Origin of the sequence: Granulicatella elegans, from assembly GCF_020735385.1 — a bacterium.
Lineage (GTDB): Bacteria > Bacillota > Bacilli > Lactobacillales > Aerococcaceae > Granulicatella > Granulicatella elegans_B.
This window is the reverse complement of sequence record NZ_CP085953.1, coordinates 408,314-429,012: the sequence shown is the minus strand read 5'-3', so window position 1 is coordinate 429,012 and position 20,699 is coordinate 408,314. Positions and strand designations below refer to the sequence as shown.

Here is a 20,699-nt window from a genome sequence, read left to right as displayed (position 1 = left end):
CTAATCACCAGAACTTTCTTTTGATTTATTAAGAAGTAGGGAATGGATCTGCCATATTTCTTTTGATAATTTTTCTATCTGCTTATCCATCGATTCAATTTCATTTTTGTAAATAACACCAGTTGTATTAGTAGCTTTTGCAATCTGATTTATATTATTTGTTGCATTCGAAAGTAGCCATTGTAGGTTTCTAAATGGTTCTAAATCTACAACATAAATCTCTTTTTCCAATACACATTTCCTAAGAAAGTGGGACATAGTTTTACAATTAGCAAGTTTCATTTTCTTTTCAAATACTTCTTTTTCTTCATCTGTTAAATATATTTTTAGTTGATTATTTCTTTTTCTATTATCCATAGTAGTTCTCCTTATCATAAAATATTGGGGTCTTAGGGTTCTCCCTAACAAGGTAAAAATTAAAAAAATGGAGCATTCCGTAAAGGTCTGCTCCATTAATTTTTCGTAAGTGGGTACTCACTTACTGTGCTTGCTATTAAAGTTATTAGCGTTAAGCCTGTATTTAATTATTAGTAATTATATCATAATTAAGTATGATTTTCTACTGTTCCTATTGACAAAAATAAGATAAGAGTATATAATGATAACTAAGTTATCTATATGCCGCAAACTTATAAATTTAGCCGTTAGTAAAGGAAGTGGGATATGACAGAAATTACTGGTTATGATTTAACACATAAAAAGATTATGGATAGTGGTAAAGTTAATTTTTTAAATGATGGCTATGAACGAGCTAATTTAAGAAAAATTTGCAAAGATGCTGGGGTTACAACGGGTGCTTTTTACAGGCATTTTAATGATAAAGAAGATTTATTTATCAGTTTAGTTGATCCATTGGCAAACGAACTTTTGGGTTTTTATAGCAAGTTTGAAGAGGAATCTTTTCAAAACATAGAAAAAAATTGTGGAGAAGATTTATCAAAAATTAACATTGAAGGGTCAATTGAATCTGCATTATATATGTTTAGCAAAAAAGATTTATTTAATCTTTTAATATATAAATCATATGGTACGAAATATGATAATTTTATAGAGCTTCTTGTGGAAAAGGAAGATATAAACAGACATAAAGCGTTTCAGATTATTTCAAAGAAAAAGAATATAAAATCAGAAGTCCCTAAAGATGCAATGCATTTGTTAAACCATGCTTATATTAATGCATTGTGTGAAATTATAATACATTCTCAAACAGAAGAAGAAGTAAAGTTAAACACAAGAATAGTTTCGAAGTTTTTTTATGATGGATGGGAGAAATTGCGATGTTTTTAAATATAAGGGAAAGGGTATTAAACGCCCTTATATTTTTTAAAATAAAGATAACTAAGTTAGCTAATTAAGTTATTTCATTTGGAGGTGTTGATTATGAAACAAAAAAGTCCTGCTACTATATTGTGGGAGCTTGCAAAAAAGGAACATTCAAAGTTAAAAACATCTGTATTTATAGCGAGTATCGGTGTTATTGCAGGGATTATTCCATATATTGCAGCAAGTCGTATTTTAGTTGAATTGTTAAAGGGAAATGAGGATTTTAAAATTTATTCTTTATGGTTAGGAATAGGATTGTTATCCTACATCTTAAAATCATTTTTATACTCTATGGCTTTATCTGTATCCCATAAAGCAACTTTTAGTGTACTGAAAGATGTTCGTTTAAGAATGCTTGAAAAACTTCCAAAGATGCCATTAGGAGAAATAATCTCTGTTCCAAGCGGAAACTTTAAGCAGATTATAGTGGATCAGGTTGAAAGTATGGAGAAACCGCTCGCTCACCTGTTGCCTGAAATGACATCGAATCTCTTAGGTTCTTTGAGTATATTTATTTACTTATTATTTCTTGATTGGAGAATGGCTCTTTTATCATTAGTATCCATTCCTGTGGGAATGCTTTTTATGGGACTCGTAATGAAAAATTATGCTGTTCAATATGAAGGATCTGTAAAGGTAAATCGAGAAATGAATTCTGCAATTATTGAGTATGTCAATGGAATAGAAGTGATAAAAACATTTAATCAAGACAAGAGATCGTACGCAAAGTACAAAGATAAAGTCATTGCAAATGCAAGATACTTTTATGAATGGATGAAGAGCTGTCAGTTACCTGTATCTTTATCTAAAAATATATCTCCTACTACAATGATAACAGTGCTTCCATTTGGTTGGTATTTCTACATTAGCGGCAGTTTAAGTGCAGAAGTATTTATATCTGTAATTATTCTATCTTTAGGTATTGCAGGACCTTTACTTGAAACAATCAATTTTGTTGATGGTCTTGCTAAGATAGGAACTATTGCTAATTCTATTAACTTAATTTTAGAAGGAAAAGAACAAGAGCATTCTGATAGAGAAGTAACTATCCAGCAATATAATATTGATTTACAAAATGTAAAGTTTGGATATGAAGAAGAAAAAGAAATTCTTCATGGAATATCCCTAAACATAAAAGAAGGGACAACAGTGGCTTTTGTTGGACCAAGTGGAAGTGGTAAGTCAACTTTAGCAAAATTAATAGCTGGATATTGGGATATTACGGAAGGAAATATAAATATTGGTGGATACAATCTTAATGAAATTCCATTAAAGCAATTATATAGTTTAACTGCCTTTGTTTCGCAGGATAATTTTTTGTTCAACGAAAGTATTAGGGAAAATATCCGAATGGGTAATCCAAGTGCCAGTGATAAAGAAGTAGAAGACATTGCTAAGAAATCGGGTTGTCATGATTTTATTATGAAAATGGAACATGGTTACGATACGGTTGTCGGAAGTAGTGGTAGCCATGTTTCTGGTGGAGAAAGGCAAAGAATATCTATAGCAAGAGCAATGCTCAAAAATGCACCTATTGTAATACTTGATGAAGCTACTTCATATATAGATCCTGAAAATGAAGTGATTATAAAGCAAGCTTTATCAAAGCTTATAAAAGATAAAACGGTGATTATTATTGCTCATAGATTATCAACTATAACAGATGCAGAACAAATATTCTTAATTGAGAATGGAAAACTTGTTTCATACGGTAAGCATGATGAATTATTAAAAGGTTGTGAATTATACCGAAATATGTGGAACGCTCATATAGGAACAAAGGATGGTGGGATGAAATGTTAAGTGCTTTAAAAAAGATTTTAGATTTCTCAGGTGATGAAAAGAAAAATGTATATCACTCTATATGGGTAAGTTTTTTGTTTGCGATTTTTCATATGCTTCAAATCAGTGCTATTTATTTTATAGTGAAAGCAATTGTCCAAAAAGACATGAGCATGATGCCCGCGTGGATCGCATTAATACTTCTTGTTATTAGCATAATCGGAAGAAGTGTTACAAATTATTTTTCACAATTACAGCAATGCCATGCAAGTTATTTCATGGTGGCAAATAAAAGAGTAGCAATAGGTGAAATGTTAAAAAAAATACCTATGGGATTTTTCAATGAAAACAATATTGGTGAAGTGGTTGGAATTTCTACAACTGTTTTAGAAGATGTAGAAAATACCGCAGCAATGGTTATGGTAAATACATTATCAGGTTTTATAAACACGATAATATTTACAATAATGATTTTAGCATTTGAGTGGAGAATAGGTTTTATTGTTGCAATTGGATGCCTATTGTACTTATTTGTTCTCTCAAAAATGGAAAGCAAATCAAGGAGTGTTCTTCCTAAAAGACAAAAAGCATCTGCTAAATTAGTTGATGCCATTTTAGAACAAATTGGAGGAATGTCTGTTATAAAATCCTTCAATTTAACAGGGAAAGGAGATGAAAAAGTCAGAGGTGCTATTGAAAATAGTAGAAAAATAAATCTTGATTGTGAAAAACTGTTTACACCTTATACGATTTTGCAAAATATTCTTTTGGATTTGTTTAGCATTTTGATAATAGGTGCAGGTATTTTCTTTTATATCAATGGAGAACTCTCATTCTTAAATACAGTTATGACGATTATAATTTCTTTTCTTGCTTTTTCTCAAATAAAATTGGCAGGAAGTGCAACAACTTCTCTCAGAGTTGTTAGTGGATCTATTGAGCAAACAAAGAAGTTAGAGAAATTTCCACAGATGGATATTGATGGAAAAGACATAAAGCCTACTACTTTCGATATTTCTTTTGATAATGTAGAGTTTTCTTATTCAGGCAAAAAAATCCTTGATGATATTTCTGTCAAGATACCACAAAACCAAATGACAGCTATAGTTGGACCTTCAGGAGCTGGAAAAACTACATTTTGCAATTTGATAGCGAGATTTTGGGATGTAGAGAAAGGAGAAATCAGCATAGGTAAACATAATATTAAAGAATATTCATTGGAGTCATTAATGAGACAAATTAGTATGGTTTTTCAAAATGTTTATTTATTTCAAGACACTATTGAGAACAATATAAAGTTTGCTAAGCCAGATGCTACACATGAGGAAGTTATAGAAGCTGCAAAGAAAGCGTGTTGTCATGAATTTATTATGAAGCTTCCTGAACAATATGAAACAGTTATAGGAGAGGGAGGTGCAAGTTTATCTGGTGGAGAAAGACAAAGAATATCAATTGCAAGAGCAATGATAAAGAATGCACCTATTATTATTTTCGATGAAGCTACTGCAAATGTAGACCCTGAAAATGAGGATAAATTGCAGGTTGCTATGGAGGAACTCACAAGAAATAAAACAGTAATAATGATAGCACACAGACTAAAGACAATAAAAAATGCAAACCAAATACTTGTTTTAGCAAATGGAAAAATAAATCAAAAAGGCACACATGAAGAGCTAATTCAAGCAGAAGGTATCTATAAAAATTTTGTTGAGGCACGACAAAAGGCAGTTAATTGGAAATTGTCATAAGTGAAAATGATTTATATGAGAATTATTCAAATATAGCTCATGTAGATTTATATTATTTTAATTTAAGGAGGATTAAAAAAAATGAAAAAAAGGATTGTCAGCTAAAGATCTAATCAATGTAGGAATTTATACAGCTATTTATTTAGTTCTGTTTTTTGTAGTAGGGATGATGAATGCAATTCCTATCTTATACCCAGCTATCTATCTTCTCATTCCTATAGTCACAGGAATTCCATTTATGTTGTTTTTAACCAAAATAGAAAAATTTGGCATGGTTACGATTATGTCAATTATTATTGGTGTGTTTTGGTATTTTATGGGCTATACATGGTTAGCGTTAGTGGGATATATTCCATTTGGAATTATCAGTGATCTGGTTATGAAATCAGGTGGTTTTAAGAGTTTTAAAAAGAATGTTATTGGATTTTGGCTATTTTCTTGCGGAATGATAGGTTGTCAAATGCCAATGTGGGTAATGGCAGATACCTATATGGAAGGTGTTAAGCAACAAATGGGAGAACAATATGCACTTGCACTCGCAAAATATATGCCTTCTTGGATGGGGATTGCTGCATTTGGAATTATTTTTATCGGCTCAGTTATTGGTGCAAATTTAGGGAGGAAAATGCTTAAGAAACACTTTGAGAGAGCGGGTATCATTTAATGGAAGAGTATGAGGTATACGAACCGAATAAACCAAAGGGCTTTTTCTTAGATCCTCGTACTAAAATTTTATTTATGATATTTATAACAACCATAATGTCTGTCGGATATAAGGATATTTTAGTTAGCCTTATATCCGCCATTGTGGCAATAGCATTATTATTATCTAATAAACAAGTTAAGATAGCTTTCATTTATGGAGGGCTATTTACCTTGGCTATTATGGCACACTTTACGAAAGATATGTACACATTGCCTACACTCATAAATACAATTTCAGTATTGTTGAATGCCTTAATTTTAAGACTATTTCCAATTTTCATGTTGGGATATTATGTTGTAATGTCCACAAAAACGAGCGAGTTTATAGCAGCCATGGTAAAGTGGAAAATTCCCAATGCATTTATTATTCCAACAGCAGTTGCATTCAGGTTTATTCCAACTTTGAAAGAAGAACACAATTCTATTAAGACTGCTATGAAAATGAGGGGAATTAGCTTTAAAAATAAAAAGGCGTGGAAAAATCCAAGCTTATACTTGGAATATGTAACAATACCTTTAATCGTTTCTATTGTAAAAATAGGTGATGAATTGTCGGCGGCAGCAATAAGTAGAGGATTGGGAGCTTTGAAAAAGAGAAGTACTGTGGTAAAAGTAAAGTTTACTATATATGATTTATTAATTTTACTCTTTTCAGTTGCCTTTACAGGACTATTTTTATATAGGAGGGGATAGCATTGATTGAATTTAAAGACGTGTCATTTACTTATGATAGCGGGAATAAGAATGCTGGAATTTATAATATTAATTTAAATATCAATGCTGGTGAAGTAGTTGTATTTTGTGGTGAGTCCGGTTGCGGAAAAACTACAATAAGTAGGTTGATAAATGGGTTAATTCCCGGGTATTATTCCGGAAATTTGACTGGTAGCGTTATTGTAAATGAACATGAAATTTCTAAAAATTCTATTAATGAATTGAGTCAATATGTAGGATCAGTATTTCAAAATCCAAGAACTCAATTTTTCAATGTAGATTCAACAAGCGAAATTGCATTCGCCTGTGAAAATTTTGGGATTTCAAGAGAAGAAATTTGTAGAAGAATTGGCAAGGTAACAAAAGAATTAAATATAAAAGATTTGCTTGATAAGAGCTTGTTTTCTATGTCAGGAGGAGAAAAACAAAAAATTGCTTGTGCTTCTGCTGCTGTTATGGAGCCTGAAATCTATGTATTAGATGAGCCATCTTCTAATTTAGATATACAAACTATAAAAAAGTTAAAATATATCATAAAAAAATGGAAAGAAAAAAAGTCAACTGTGGTTATTGCAGAGCATAGACTACAATATTTAATAGATATTGCAGATAGATTTATTTATATGAAAGATGGAAAAATTAACAAAGAATTTTCTTGTGTTGAGTTCAAGAAATTACCTAACAGCATTTTAAATAATATGGGGTTAAGGAGCATACACCCTATTGATACCAGTAGCCGTATAAAAAATATAGAATCTAAGGAACAAATAGAGATTAAGAATTTTATGTTTAGTTATGGAAAAGAGCCGTTTTTTGAAATTAATGATGCTGTATTACCTCAAAAATCTATTGTGGCTGTTTTAGGAAATAATGGTTCTGGAAAATCAACTTTTTCAAAATGCTTATGTGGAGTTGAAGAAAAAGCAAAAGGAACTTTAAATATACAAACAGAAAGTTATGCTACAAGAGAAAGGCTAAAAAAATGTTTTATGGTGAAGCAGGATGTTAATCATCAATTATTTACCGAATCAGTTAAAGAAGAAATTCTTTTGAGTATAGAGAACGATGAGAATAAAGAAGAAAAGATCGATGAAATATGTAAAAAGTTAAATTTAATGGATTTTATAGATTGCCATCCAATGTCATTATCCGGAGGGCAAAAACAAAGGGTTGCAATTGCAAGTGCTATCGCTTCTGATAGGACAATACTGATTTTGGACGAACCTACAAGTGGTTTGGATTTTAAGAATATGAAAGAAGTTTCTAATGAAATGATAAGGCTTAAAGAGGACGGAAAAACTATTTTTATTATCACACATGATCCGGAATTAGTAGACTGTTGTTGTGATTATTTTATGTTTATGGAGAATGGAAAAGTCAAATGGCATGGTATTAAAGATGAAAAGAATATGGGAAAAATTAGGGAATTCTTCGATCAAACTTAAAATTTGCTAAAAAAATCTGGATAAAAAAAAGGAGGTAATTTTATGAAACAAGATATGAAAGAACAATTATTAACAAAAAGACCTATAGATTTACTTTTTCAATTATCTATCCCTGCTGTAATAGGAATGATAGTAATAGGTCTTTATCCACTAATGGATGGAATTTTTGCAGGAAATATTATAGGACAAACCGCAATGACAGCTTGTGGTGTAGCTATGCCACTTACATTTTTCAATAGTGGTGTATCTACACTTATTGGTGTAGGTTCAGCATCGGTTTTATCAAGAGCTATAGGAAAGGGCGACAAAAAAACAGTTGATAAAATTATGGGGAATTTAATCTTTTGGGTTATTCTATTCTCATCAATTATTACAATAGGCGGAATTTTACTTGCACCACATTTTTTAGATATGGTTGGAGCAAGTGGAGAAATTAAAGAATATGGTATCAGATATTTACGAGTAATTTTCATTGGTTCTTTATTTGTAAACTTTACTCAATCAGCAAACATGGTTATGCGTGGAGAAGGATTAATGAAAAAAGCAATGCTCATTATGGGGCTAGGAGCTTTTTTAAACATAATTCTTGATCCCATTCTAATGAAATTAATGGGAAAATATGCAATTGAAGGGGCTGCACTTGCAACTATTACAGCACAATTTGTTCAAGCAATAATAACACTCCATTACTTCAAATATAAAAGTAAAGCAGTAAAAATAAATAAAATCAAACCTGATCAGGAAATAAAAAAAGAAATGTTTGGCGTAGGGTCATCTGCTATGATGATGCAAATTTTATTTATGATTCAACAAACAATGCTATATAAAATGTCATTTAAATATGGCGGAGATACAAATGCTATCTTGATGGCAGCAACACTTAGAATATATGCCTTTTCATTCATTCCACTTTGGGGAATGAGTCAAGGTTTACAACCTGTAGTTGGTACAAATTTTGGAGCGAAAAAATACGACAGAGTAAAAGAAGCTATGAAAGTATTTTCTATCGGAGGATTAGTTCTTGCATCAATATTTTGGATACCAGCATTAGCATTTTCAAAGAATATTCTGTCTTTATTTGGAGTAGAAGAAAGTATTATAACTCAGGGAATAGGAAACTTTAGACTATTTTATTCTATCTTTATCCTATATGGAGTAATGGTAATGACTATAACATTCTTCCAATCAATAGGAAACGCTAAAAAAGCCGGCATAATAGTAATGCTAAGACAGTTATTTTTATTCGTACCTGCCATGATTATTTTACCAATGATATTTGGAGTTAAAGCAGTATGGTTTGCTGAACCCCTTGTAGATTTAATTATGATAATAGCTGGTGTAGTAATGATGTTTGGGGAATTAAATAGGATGGATAAAATTGGTTTGAAAAACTAAATACAAATAACAATCGAAAGAGTTTCTTTCATTTTAGAGGATTTATGCCTAGTAGCATAAGTCCTCATTTTTTTATGCTCAAATTAATCATTAAAACTCAAAAATACTATAAAAAATAAAAATTCAGGTTACCAAAGAGGGCAAATTTCACTTTATAAAGTGAGGGGTATTTTGTCATCCTTCTATAAAAATCAAAAAAACTTTGAAGTGCGAATATTCTTGAAATTGATTATGTGAGATTAGCATATTTCAAATTTAATTCACTTACCAAGGTAAAAAAGTTAACTTACATAGGAGGTTAAAATGCAAGCAATTAAGATTTATAGTATGAGAGTTGCTATGTTATGTAGGCTTTATGATCTTAGATTAATTAATGATAAGGAATATACAAAAATTATGAACAGGTTAGAAAATGATTATAAGAAGATGGATAGAAAGTAATTAGTCTTGTGATATAATAACATTGTAGAAAGATACAAAATGGGAAGGAGGTAAAATGAATACTAAAGTAAAAGTAATAAAAGCTTCAAATACAGGAGCAAGAAATAGAAATACACTGGATTTAGATTTAAAACGAGTTGCAGCATACTGTCGAGTAAGTACAGATAGTAAAGACCAACTTGAATCATATAAATCGCAAGTTGATTATTACACAAATCTAATAAAAAATAATAAAAACTGGACTTTGGCTGGTATATATGCAGATGAAGCAACAACAGGAACAACTGCTACTAAAAGAGCAGATTTTATGAGACTAATAAGTGATTGCCAAAATGGAGATATAGACATGATAATTACTAAATCTATATCAAGATTTGCAAGAAATACATTAGATACTTTGAAATATGTAAGACTATTAAAGGAAAATAATGTTGGTGTAGTATTTGAAGAAGAAAATATAGATACTTTGACAATGGATGGAGAGTTACTATTAACAATATTAAGTTCAGTAGCTCAACAAGAAGTAGAAAATACCTCAGCCCATGTAAAAAAAGGACTGAAAATGAAAATGGAAAAAGGGGAACTTATTGGTTTTCAAGGTTGCCTTGGATACGACTATGACCCTATAACAAAAAGTATCTCTATAAATGAAGAAGAAGCCAAAATTGTTAGATATATCTTTAAAAGATATTTAGAAGGCAATGGTGGTTCGGTCATTGGCAGGGAACTAGAAGAACAAGGATATCTCACTCCTAGAGGTAAAACAAAATGGTCTGATACTACAGTGTTAGGGGTAATTAAGAATGAAAAGTATATTGGCGATATACTAATGGGAAAGACTTTTACCGTTGATCCCATAACAAAAAGAAGACTAGCAAACTTTGGGGAATCTGATAAATATCACATTGAAAATCATCACGAGCCAATTATATCAAGAGAAGATTTTGAAAAGGCACAAGAAATTAGACTCAGGAGAGCACAAAATAGAAACACCATTGCTAATAAGGATAGAAAAAGAGAAAAACTATCAAGACAATACGCTTTTTCAAGTATGCTGGAATGTGGATTTTGTGGTGAAATACTTTCAAGAAGAACTTGGCACACTAGTTCAATTTATAAAAAAATTAACTGGCAATGTGTAAGGTCAACTAAAAAAGGTAAAAAATATTGCCCTCATTCAAAAGGAATACAAGAAGCAGCAATAGAAAAAGCATTTGTTGAAAGCTATAGGCAATTATGCCATGCAGATTCAACAATAATAGATGACTTTTTAAAAATTGTTGAAGAAGAAATAAATGATAATACTTTAGTCAAGGATCTGAAAAAGATAGAAAACCAATTAAATAGAATCATTAGTCAAGAAAGAAAGTTAGTTGATCTTCATTTAGAAGATAGTATAGACGAAGAAGTTTATGCTAAAAAGTATAAAAAACTGATAAAACAAAAAGAAGAATTACTTGATGAAAAGAAAACCCTAGAGCTAACAATAAAAGATGAAAACTCTATTAAAGAAAGACTAAAGCAATTTAAAAAGGTCTTAGAAAATAAAGAAATTATAGAGGAATTTAACAGAACAGTATTTGAAAGCATAGTCGATAAAGTCGTGGTGGGTAGAATTGACAAAGACGGAACAGTCCATCCATATGACCTGACATTCTATTTCAAAACAGGAGTTAAAGATAGTCAAAATTCTAATAACTTTAAAGATAAAAGAAAAAATGCCAAAGACAATGACATTAATAAATTGTGCTCCCACAAGAATGACGAGGATAATAAATTATGTTCCCAAGCAAAAGACAACGCATCCTGAAGTGGTAAGTCAGTATCAAGTGCTAACTGTTCCGGTTGTGATTGTGTTTGTAGGCGATAAGGAATTTGCTTGTCAAGCGAGATTTATCGATATGGAATTGTTCGAAAAACAACTACAACAAGTGAAAGAATTTTTTCAAATGGAAGACGATTCATCGTAAAATGGTAGATGATTTAACACTTTAAATTTAAGCATTTATTAAGAATTATTCAGTGTATTTAAAAAGGAAAAGTGCTATAATGATGGCAACGAATGGGGGTGGTCTTTTGTATGTAGACTTATTATTACTGTTAGTAGCTGTCATTGGTGTTTTCATTTCTTTGTTCTCCAAATGGAACTTATTAGGCAGTGTGGTAACAGGAATAAGTTTTGCAACCTACAGTTTCCTTCATCCATACTGGAATTTCTTCGTCATTATCCTATTTGTATTTGGTTTCCTATTTTTAGGATTTGAAGTGTTAATTCCAGGAATTGGAGCTTTAGGAGTGCTAGGGACGGTATTAGTATTAGGGGGGATGTACTGGGCAAACCAGGCTGTCATGGATTTAGTCGTTTTAATCTTAATGTCACTATTGTTGGCAATCGTCTTGTTAGTTTTATTGGTAAAAAGAGGAAATCATTTTTCTCATAAGAAAGGATTAGTATTACTTTCTTCTCTAAAAAAATCAAAAGGCTATTCAACCTCAAAAGTATATGACGATTTAGTCAATCAAACAGGAAAAACAGTGACGGTATTACGTCCAAGCGGAAAGGCTGAACTAAACGGTGAAATCGTTGATGTTGTCAGTACGGGATTTGTTATTCCAGAAGATACAAGGATACAAGTTGTCAAAGTAGAAGGAAGTAAAATCGTCGTACAAGTTTTGGAGAACAATAATGAGTAGGAGGGAGTAAAGTGTTAGAAAAAGGTTTATTTAATAATCCAACAGGAGTGATTGGACTCATTGTGATACTATTTCTAATTTTAACAGTAGTCATGTTATTTTTTAGATTTGTACCGATTGGGTTATGGATCACAGCGTATTTTTCTGATGTAAAAATTGGAGTGGGCACATTAGTGGGGATGAGATTACGTCGAGTACCTCCTCAATATATTGTCCGTCCAATGATTAAAGCAACAAAAGCAGGATTAAAAATCGATATTAATGAATTAGAAGCCCATTATCTAGCAGGTGGGAATGTCAATGTAGTCATTGACGCGTTAATTGCAGCACAACGTGCCAACATTGACTTAGAATTTGAACAAGCCGCTGCCATTGATTTGGCAGGTAGAAATGTATTTGAAGCTGTTCAAGTATCTGTTAATCCAAAAGTAATTGAAACTCCAGTTATTGCAGGGGTTGCGATGGATGGGATTGAAGTTCAAGCGAAAGCAAAAGTAACGGTACGTGCCAATATTGAACGATTAGTTGGGGGTGCTGGTGAAGAAACGATTATTGCCCGTGTTGGTGAAGGGATTGTTACCACAGTTGGTTCAGCAACTCATCATAAATTAGTCTTAGAAAATCCGGATTCTATTTCTCAAACTATTTTGAGAAAAGGATTGGATGCAGGTACAGCGTATGAAATTCTATCTATAGATATTGCAGATGTTGATGTCGGTAGAAATATCGGAGCAAAATTACAAGCAGAACAAGCAGAAGCGGATAAGAAAATTGCACAAGCTAAAGCTGAAGAACGTCGTTCTCTTGCTGTAGCGCAAGAACAAGAAATGTTAGCAGAAGTACAACGGATGCGTGCAAAAGTTGTAGAAGCTGAATCGCAAATTCCATTAGCGATGGCAGAAGCTCTTCGTAATGGAAAACTTGGAGTCATGGACTATTATCAATTGAAAAATATTCAATCGGATACAGATATGAGAGAAGCGATTAGCAAATCTTCTGTAGAGAGTGAATCATGAATATTGTACTCTTTCTCTTGTATGTATTGATTCTTGTGATCATGTCTGCTGCTAGTTATCTTAATTTAAAAATAAAGAGTAAAGAAAAAGGATTGAACCAACTGCACGATTGGTTGAATCATTCTTTTCAAGAAAAACCAATTTCGTCTAAACGTCATCATTCCAAAAATCAAAAGGTGGAAGATGTTGTCGTAGAAGAAATGCCGGAAACAAAAACGACATTATCTCATACAGAGAAAATGAGACAACAATTTTTAAAAATGGTACAAGTGTTTCGACAATTTTCACCAGAGGACTATTCTTTATCTGTATTTGATAAGGAACTCATTCAAAGAGTGTCGATTATTTCTTCAGAAGAAATTGATGGCATGAGAAGAAGTGCTATATTAATTCATACTGAAAAATTAAAACGATTATATTTGAATAATCCGAATTTGCCAGAAGAATTATTAGAACATCTTCGAGCTTTTGTAGAAGAAATGGAAGCAATCCAATTACAGGAAGAAGAAGTTCAACATATGGGTTCAAAAGGTGAATTAGTGGTGGAATCCGTAAAAAGTGCAACAAACTATATAAAGAAAAATCGAGTATTGAAACATCACTTACAATGGAAGAAAGCAATTGTCGCAAGTGAAGTGTTATCAAAACCAAAAAGTATGCGATAGTAATCGTAGAAAGAAGGCTAAGTAGAAATGCTTAGCCTTTTTTGTGTGGGTTTTAGAATCAATAAAAAACCACCGACACAAAAGTCGGTGGAAAAAAGGATTTTGAAATATTTAACTTGGGAGGATAATATTTCTTATTTGGGAATGACTAAAGTATAGAGTGAAATTTTGAAAATAATATGAAGACTCCGATAAGAAATTGAGAAGATTTTGAGGAAAAAATAAAAAAAGAAAAAACATTTCTCCGTGAGACTTTTTGCACAGTCTCACAGTAAGAAATGTTTTTTCTGTTTTATGTCATACTCTACGTAATTTATTTATTTGTACAAGCAACAAAGCTTTCTCTTAATGTATCTTCTGGTAAGTTTTTACCAATAAACACTAAAGTCGACTTACGCTCTGTATCGTTCCAATCACGTCCACGAGAAATATCAAAACTCATTTGAACCCCTTGGAAAATGATTTGATAATCTAGCCCTTCCACGCTTAAAATCCCTTTATAACGATATAATTCAGGGCCATAAATATAAACTAATTCATTCAACCATTCGTTAATATGAGCTAAAACAAGAGGTTTCTCTGTTTCAATGACAAATGAATTAATCCCACTGTGGTGGTGATGTTTGTGATGATGATGTCCATGATGGTGATGATCATGATTATGGTCATGGTGATGTTCTTCATCGTGGGGGTGGTCATGATCGTGTTCACCGTGAGCATGAGCGTGACCACATTCTTCGCAGTATTCATCATGTTCCCCGTGAGCATGAGTATGTCCACAAGCTTCGCAATATTCTTCTTCAGAATTTTCTTGCATTTCCAAAATTTTCTTTTCAGAAGCATAGAATAATTCAAGTCCAAACATATCTTTCATTTCAACTGGGCGAGCATCTAAATCTTGAATCTCAGCAAAAGGATTGATAGAACGAACTTCGCTAATTACTTTTGCATAAATCGTATCGTCTACTAAACTATGTTTAGACATAAAGATTTTGTCTGCAAAACCAACTTGTTTTGCTGGTTCGGTTTGATGAGTGGTTTGATATAAGAAATTTTTTGAATCGACAACTGTTAAAACAGCGTCTAAAATAAAGTGTTCATTTAAAAATGGTACATTGATAAAGGTTTGAGCAATTGGTGCAGGATCTGCTAAACCAGTTGTTTCAAATAATACACGGTCTACTTTAATACCGTTTTGTTCTTTGACCATTAAAATAGATTTTAACATGTCTGCAATATCTGTACGAAGCGTACAACATAAGCAGCCGTTATCCATTTGATAAATTTCTTCTTCTACATCTAATACAAATTGATGGTCGACACCAATTTCTCCAAATTCATTAATTACTACGGCAATATGTTCGCCGTGTTTTTCTTTTAATACTTTGTTAATGAGCGTGGTTTTACCTGCTCCTAAAAATCCGCTAACAATGGTTACTGGAATTTTGCTACTCATCTTGTTTTCCTCCATTCATGTCATTAAATCGGTATAATTACGACTCTCTTCTATTGTATCATTGCATGGAAAAATGTCAAAATAAAAAAATGGTTATTTTATTAGAGAAGGAAAGAAACTCAAACAGAAAAGTAATTTTATGGTATACTGAAAACCAGGAATAAATGGAGAAGGAGTGTGAATGATGCAAAAGAAAATCGACTGGAGTCGAGAGTTTATACAAAAACATCAACAGTTATTTGCATGTCCCTATTGTCATTCTGCTATTGAAAGCGTAGATGGCTACAGTATGGTCTGTATGAACCGTCATCGTTTCGATATTAATAAAAAAGGAACTCTCCATTTGATGAAACAAAAAGCGAATGAGGATTATGATGCAGAGCTATTTACGCATCGATATGAATTAGCGCAAAGTGGTTTCTTCAATCCGCTATTAGACGAAGTTTTGACGCTTATTCCAAAACAGGAGAATCAACTAATGGTTGATATTGGTTGTGGAGAAGGAAGCCCACTTGCTTATTTATCGCCATTTTTAGAAACGATTCCTTTAGTAGGGATGGATATTGCCAAGGAAGGAATTTTAGCGGCTAGTCATCATCATTCTCAAAAAGCTTTATGGATTGTGGCAGATTTAGCCCAGTTACCTTTCGGGGATGAATCTTGTTGCACGCTTATAAATATGTTAACTCCTTCGAATTATAAGGAGTTCAACCGTGTATTAGCATTAGGAGGAAAATTAATTAAAATTATTCCTGGAAGTAATTATTTAATTGAATTAAGACAACAATTATATAAAAGTAATCAAGAAAAACAACACTATTCTAATAAGGATATTGTAGAACGATTTAAACAAGAATATCCATCTATGAAGATGAAGGAAGTTTCCTATCAAGTGACACTGACAAAAGAAATGTATGAACACTTATTACAAATGACTCCTTTATATTGGGGAGCGAGTATTGAAGATCAGGAATATAGTAAAAATCATCCTTTAGAAACAATTACAGTTCATTTATGGATATTAGTTGGAGAAAAGAATTAACGGAGGAAAGAAAATGGGATTAAAAGATTTATTTAAAAAACAAGAAACAGAAGCAACCGCTCAAGACAAACCAATATTCAAATTAGGGGTAGAAGATGTCTATAAAATTAGTGATGACTCTCTAGATTTAGTGGTAACAGGAAATGTCGAAGGAACATTAAAAGTAGGGGATTTTGTTTGGTTGACAAATCTTGGAGATGACAATGGAACTGTCACAACTTCTGCGATTTATGCAATGGAAAATGGTCAGCGAGAAAAAGTGTTTGAAGTAACAGATGAACCAGTGGCTCTTTGGTTAGAAGATGCGATGCCTTTAGGTATTAAAAAAGGAACGGTGTTACATGAAGAAGGTGCCGAGAAGGAAGAAATCTATAAAACATTTGTTAATACATTAGGAAATGTCTTTGTGGGACGTCAAGAAGGTGTTTTAACACAAAGAGATATTGAGACCTTAAGCTTAGCGGATTTATCAGAAATTGCACGTGTATTTTTACTATACTGTCATATGAATGCTTCACAAGAAACACTAGAAGAGCATACTGCAAATGTCGGCAAGATTGAACAATTAATGATTGCCGTGCGAGATAAATTATTACAAGCAGATGAGTTAGTAACGGTTTATTCTAAAAAAACAGAAGAACCTTATTTATTCTCTCAAACACAACAAAGAGAAGAAGGTGGCTTTATTTGCAGTTCGCCAATGATTTTTGTCGCTCCAGTAGCGTATGAAGAAAGGCTAGCTTCTCGATTTGCAGATACAGACATTTTTGAATTACGTCGTATTCAAAAAGGAGAAGATGGAAAAGGAATTGAGAATTTCTTCTTAGAAACTTTCTACCAAAACGGAGCGACAGGAGTCCATCTTGTAACAGAACAAACATCTCTTGCTGCAGAAGGAATTATTGTAGCACCTGATTATACAGGAGTAGCAGAAGAAGATATTCCAGTTACAAATCCTGACACCATGAGATGGATCTTGTTATTAGGTCAATTAGGAATGCCACAAACAGAAGAACAAAAAATTATGCACGGATTATACTATCGTTTCTTATGCTTAGAATTACCAAAAGCAAAATTTTTAACACCAATTAAATTAGAAAATGCAGATTCAAATGCTCAAATTGACTTACAATCTGGAGAAAAAATGAATATTGCGATTCTACCAGGGAAAGATGAAAAAGAAGCAATGGTCTTCTATACAGATTGGAAGAGATTGAGACAAATTTATGATGAAAGCTGGAGTGGAATGATTCAGACGTTATCGCAAGTAACAAAAGCTTTCGATGTAGTGATTAACCCATCAGAAAACCCAGCTCTTGGCTGTTATGTTAATGATGAAATGTTTGAAGAAATGAAAAAAGTAGATTAATGAATGGAAGAGGAGTGTTCGAGTCAGAACGCTCTTTTTTGTGCTTTTATAGAATTTTTATATAAAAGTAATTGACAAAGTAGATAAAAAAGAATATAGTTCTATATAGAAATAAAAAACGAAGGGAAATAAATGGCATGGATGGTAAAAAGAATGGGGGATGTTTCATTCACCATATTCGTTTATTAAATGGAAGACTTTATCAAAAACTATTGAGTAAAGAACCGGATGCTCTTTTTAGAAGTGAACAAGAAAAAATACTGTCTGTTTTATGGAATGATACTGATGGGTATATTACATGTACAGAATTGAGCTGTAGAACAGGTTTAGCGAACAACACATTAACAAGTATGCTAAAAAAATTAGAAGAACAAGGCTTAGTTTGTATGCAAGATTGTCCGAAAGATAAACGTAGAAAATATGTGAATTTAACGGAATTAGGAAAATCTCAAAAAGAAATTGGAGAAAAAGTTAGCCGTGAATTAGGAAAAATCTTCTATGCAGGATTTAAGGAAGAAGAAATTGTACAAGTAGAAAACTATTTAAATCGAATTCTGCAAAATTTAAAAGATGGAGAACAGGAGTAAAATTAGAGGAGCCGTTTGTTGATACAATCTGCTTTTACTAAAAGAAGAAGGTAAAATGATTGAATACAAAAATGTAGCATTACGCTATGAAGAAAAACCTGTCTTAAAAAATGTTAATTTACGCATTGAAGATGGTGAATTTATGGTGTTAGTGGGACCATCTGGTTCAGGGAAGACAACGATGATGAAAATGATTAACCAATTAATTGAACCGACAGATGGAAATATTTACTTAAATGAAAAACGGATTAAAGATCATCATCAACGAGAATTACGATTAGAAACTGGATATGTTTTGCAACAAATTGCACTTTTTCCAAATTTAACAGTGGCAGAAAATATTGCTTTAATTCCTGAGATGAAAGGTTGGAAAAAAGAACAAATTCAAGAACAAACGAGGGTATTATTAGAAAAAGTAGGACTTTCTTTTGAAGATGATGCACATCGTTATCCAAAAGAATTATCCGGAGGAGAACAACAACGAGTAGGAATTGTTCGGGCTATTATTGCGACTCCAAAAATATTATTAATGGATGAACCTTTTTCGGCATTAGATGCCATTAGCCGTAAACAATTACAAGATTTAACAAAACAACTGCATCAAGAATTTAAAATGACAACTTTATTTGTCACACATGATACAGATGAAGCCGTAAAATTAGCTGATAGAATTGCTGTATTAAAAGATGGAGAAATTGTACAAGTAGCTACTCCTTATGAAATTCAAACGCAACCTGCTAATGAGTTTGTCAAAGAATTATTTAAAGGGGGAGAACATCATGAATGAATTCATTCGAACATTTCAAGAGAGAAATAGTGAGTGGCTGTTATCCCTTGGGCAACACCTTCAACTTTCGTTATTAGCCTTATTATTAGCAGTAGTCCTTGCTATTCCTATTGCAGTATTAGTGAGTCCATCGAAAAAGGTTTCTGGATTTTTATTACAAATTGCAGGAATTATTCAAACATTACCATCTTTAGCGTTAATTGGATTATTTATTCCATTAATGGGAATTGGAACATTGCCAGCCTTAACGACTTTAGTGTTATATGCGCTATTCCCGATTTTACAAAATACAATTACAGGGCTACAAGGAATTGATGAAAGTTTAGTTGAAGCAGGAATTGCGTTTGGAATGACAAAGTTTGAACGTCTTAAAAAATTTGAAATTGCCATAGCAATGCCTGTAATGATGTCGGGGATTCGTACTGCAGCGGTGTTCATTATTGGAACAGCGACTTTAGCAGCATTAATTGGTGCAGGGGGATTAGGAAGCTTTATTTTATTAGGAATTGATCGAAATAATTCAAGTTTAATCTTGATTGGTGCTATTTCTGCTGCAATTTTAGCAATTTTATTCAACTTCTTATTGAAATGGATGGAAACTGCAAAATTAAGAACGATTTTGGCAGCCTTTGTAGTCTTAATGATTGGATTAGGAGCTTCTTATGCTCCAACAATTGTTAAAATGCAAACATCAGATAAACTAGTGATTGCAGGGAAATTAGGAGCAGAACCTGAGATTTTGATGAATATGTATAAGTTATTAATTGAAGATCAAACAAGATTAAAAGTCGAAGTAAAGCCAAACTTCGGAAAGACGAATTTTTTATATGAAGCATTGAAAAAGGGAGATATTGATATTTACCCAGAATTTTCAGGAACGATTACAGAAAGTTTATTGAAGAATAAACCTAAAGTAAGTCATGAACCTGAAGAAGTGTACGAAGTAGCTCGTAAAGGAATTTTAGAACAAGATGGTTTTGTATTTTTAAAACCAATGGCGTATCAAAATACTTATGCAGTTGCCGTACCAAAACAACTAGCAGAAGATGAAAAATTAACAAAAATTTCTGATTTAAAAAAAGTGAATCGTCCATTAAAAGTTGGATTTACACTAGAATTTAATGATCGTGAAGACGGAAATAAAGGATTGCAAAGTATGTATGGCTTACAATTGGATGTAGCTACAATGGAACCTGCATTACGTTATCAAGCGATTCAATCTGGTGATATTCAAGTTACAGATGCTTATTCAACAGATGCAGAAATTTCACGTTACCAATTAAAAGTATTAGAGGATGATAAACAATTATTCCCACCGTATCAAGGGGCTCCTCTAATGAAACAAGAATTGTTGAAAAAACATCCTGAGTTAGAAGGAGTCTTAAATCAATTAGCTGGAAAAATTTCTGAAGAAGAAATGAGTCAAATGAACTTTGAAGTAGGTGCAAATGGAAGACCTGCTGAAGAAGTTGCTAGAGAATATTTAGTGAAGGTTAATCTATTAAAACGGTGAGAAAGACAAGAAAAAAA

Annotated in this window: 20 protein-coding genes; 18 read left to right on the top strand and 2 right to left on the bottom strand. The window is 32.2% G+C overall.

Annotated elements, in window-relative coordinates; all coding sequences use genetic code 11:
• Positions 1-357 carry a plasmid mobilization protein gene (locus LK443_RS02210; RefSeq protein WP_227931960.1) on the bottom strand — a complete coding sequence of 119 codons (357 nt, stop codon included), beginning with the start codon at positions 355-357 and terminating at the stop codon, positions 1-3.
• A 306-nt stretch (positions 358-663) separates the two neighbouring features.
• Here LK443_RS02210 and LK443_RS02205 point away from each other — a divergent pair, with 306 nt between their 5' ends.
• The 13 genes from LK443_RS02205 (at position 664) to LK443_RS02145 (ending at position 13,928) form a co-directional block, all read left to right on the top strand.
• Positions 664-1,287 (top strand): TetR/AcrR family transcriptional regulator, encoded by a 624-nt coding sequence (locus tag LK443_RS02205; protein WP_010815642.1) that lies wholly within the window; start codon positions 664-666, stop codon positions 1,285-1,287.
• 93 nt (positions 1,288-1,380) lie between these two features.
• Positions 1,381-3,126: an ABC transporter ATP-binding protein gene (locus LK443_RS02200; protein WP_010815643.1), complete on the top strand. Its 1,746-nt coding sequence runs from the start codon at positions 1,381-1,383 to the stop codon at positions 3,124-3,126.
• Positions 3,120-4,853, top strand: coding sequence for an ABC transporter ATP-binding protein (locus tag LK443_RS02195; RefSeq protein ID WP_004838467.1), 1,734 nt, complete (start codon positions 3,120-3,122; stop codon positions 4,851-4,853). Before LK443_RS02200 ends, LK443_RS02195 begins: the two co-directional genes overlap by 7 nt.
• 94 nt (positions 4,854-4,947) lie before the next feature.
• Positions 4,948-5,517, top strand: coding sequence for an MptD family putative ECF transporter S component (locus LK443_RS02190; protein WP_227931959.1), 570 nt, complete (start codon positions 4,948-4,950; stop codon positions 5,515-5,517).
• A complete protein-coding gene (locus LK443_RS02185) occupies positions 5,517-6,251 on the top strand; it encodes an energy-coupling factor transporter transmembrane component T (protein ID WP_010815645.1) in 735 nt (244 codons plus the stop codon). The genes LK443_RS02190 and LK443_RS02185 overlap by 1 nt, the downstream gene beginning before the upstream one ends.
• Positions 6,252-6,253: 2 nt before the next feature.
• A complete protein-coding gene (locus tag LK443_RS02180; protein WP_010815646.1) occupies positions 6,254-7,717 on the top strand; it encodes an ABC transporter ATP-binding protein in 1,464 nt (487 codons plus the stop codon).
• 42 nt (positions 7,718-7,759) lie between these two features.
• Positions 7,760-9,112 (top strand): MATE family efflux transporter, encoded by a 1,353-nt coding sequence (locus tag LK443_RS02175; RefSeq protein ID WP_227931958.1) that lies wholly within the window; start codon positions 7,760-7,762, stop codon positions 9,110-9,112.
• 303 nt (positions 9,113-9,415) lie between these two features.
• On the top strand, positions 9,416-9,553 hold the full coding sequence (locus tag LK443_RS02170; protein ID WP_227931957.1) for a hypothetical protein: 138 nt from the start codon (positions 9,416-9,418) through the stop codon (positions 9,551-9,553).
• Between the two features lie 55 nt (positions 9,554-9,608).
• Positions 9,609-11,363 (top strand): recombinase family protein, encoded by a 1,755-nt coding sequence (locus LK443_RS02165; RefSeq protein ID WP_227931956.1) that lies wholly within the window; start codon positions 9,609-9,611, stop codon positions 11,361-11,363.
• Complete coding sequence (locus LK443_RS02160) at positions 11,314-11,523, top strand: hypothetical protein (protein ID WP_227931955.1); 210 nt, start codon at positions 11,314-11,316, stop codon at positions 11,521-11,523. Before LK443_RS02165 ends, LK443_RS02160 begins: the two co-directional genes overlap by 50 nt.
• Before the next feature lie 82 nt (positions 11,524-11,605).
• Positions 11,606-12,247 carry an NfeD family protein gene (locus LK443_RS02155; protein WP_227931954.1) on the top strand — a complete coding sequence of 214 codons (642 nt, stop codon included), beginning with the start codon at positions 11,606-11,608 and terminating at the stop codon, positions 12,245-12,247.
• Between the two features lie 92 nt (positions 12,248-12,339).
• Positions 12,340-13,263, top strand: coding sequence for a flotillin-like protein FloA (gene floA / locus LK443_RS02150; protein ID WP_265416438.1), 924 nt, complete (start codon positions 12,340-12,342; stop codon positions 13,261-13,263).
• Positions 13,264-13,289: 26 nt separating this feature from the next.
• A complete protein-coding gene (locus LK443_RS02145; protein WP_227931952.1) occupies positions 13,290-13,928 on the top strand; it encodes a hypothetical protein in 639 nt (212 codons plus the stop codon).
• A gap of 313 nt (positions 13,929-14,241) precedes the next feature.
• On the opposite strand, the gene LK443_RS02140 is transcribed toward LK443_RS02145, so the two are convergent.
• Positions 14,242-15,384: a CobW family GTP-binding protein gene (locus tag LK443_RS02140; protein ID WP_227931951.1), complete on the bottom strand. Its 1,143-nt coding sequence runs from the start codon at positions 15,382-15,384 to the stop codon at positions 14,242-14,244.
• 181 nt (positions 15,385-15,565) lie between these two features.
• Between LK443_RS02140 and LK443_RS02135 the strand changes: the two genes are divergently transcribed.
• The 5 genes from LK443_RS02135 (at position 15,566) to LK443_RS02115 (ending at position 20,682) form a co-directional block, all read left to right on the top strand.
• The gene (locus LK443_RS02135) at positions 15,566-16,426 is read left to right on the top strand and encodes a methyltransferase domain-containing protein (RefSeq protein WP_227931950.1); all 861 of its coding nucleotides are present in this window, start codon (positions 15,566-15,568) and stop codon (positions 16,424-16,426) included.
• A 13-nt stretch (positions 16,427-16,439) separates the two neighbouring features.
• Positions 16,440-17,795 carry a hypothetical protein gene (locus LK443_RS02130; RefSeq protein ID WP_227931949.1) on the top strand — a complete coding sequence of 452 codons (1,356 nt, stop codon included), beginning with the start codon at positions 16,440-16,442 and terminating at the stop codon, positions 17,793-17,795.
• Positions 17,796-17,932: 137 nt separating this feature from the next.
• Positions 17,933-18,382 carry a MarR family winged helix-turn-helix transcriptional regulator gene (locus LK443_RS02125; protein WP_227931948.1) on the top strand — a complete coding sequence of 150 codons (450 nt, stop codon included), beginning with the start codon at positions 17,933-17,935 and terminating at the stop codon, positions 18,380-18,382.
• Between the two features lie 55 nt (positions 18,383-18,437).
• Positions 18,438-19,169 (top strand): ABC transporter ATP-binding protein, encoded by a 732-nt coding sequence (locus tag LK443_RS02120; protein WP_227931947.1) that lies wholly within the window; start codon positions 18,438-18,440, stop codon positions 19,167-19,169.
• Positions 19,162-20,682, top strand: a complete 1,521-nt coding sequence (locus LK443_RS02115; protein ID WP_227931946.1) for an ABC transporter permease/substrate-binding protein — start codon at positions 19,162-19,164, stop codon at positions 20,680-20,682. The genes LK443_RS02120 and LK443_RS02115 overlap by 8 nt, the downstream gene beginning before the upstream one ends.
• Positions 20,683-20,699: the final 17 nt, after the last annotated feature.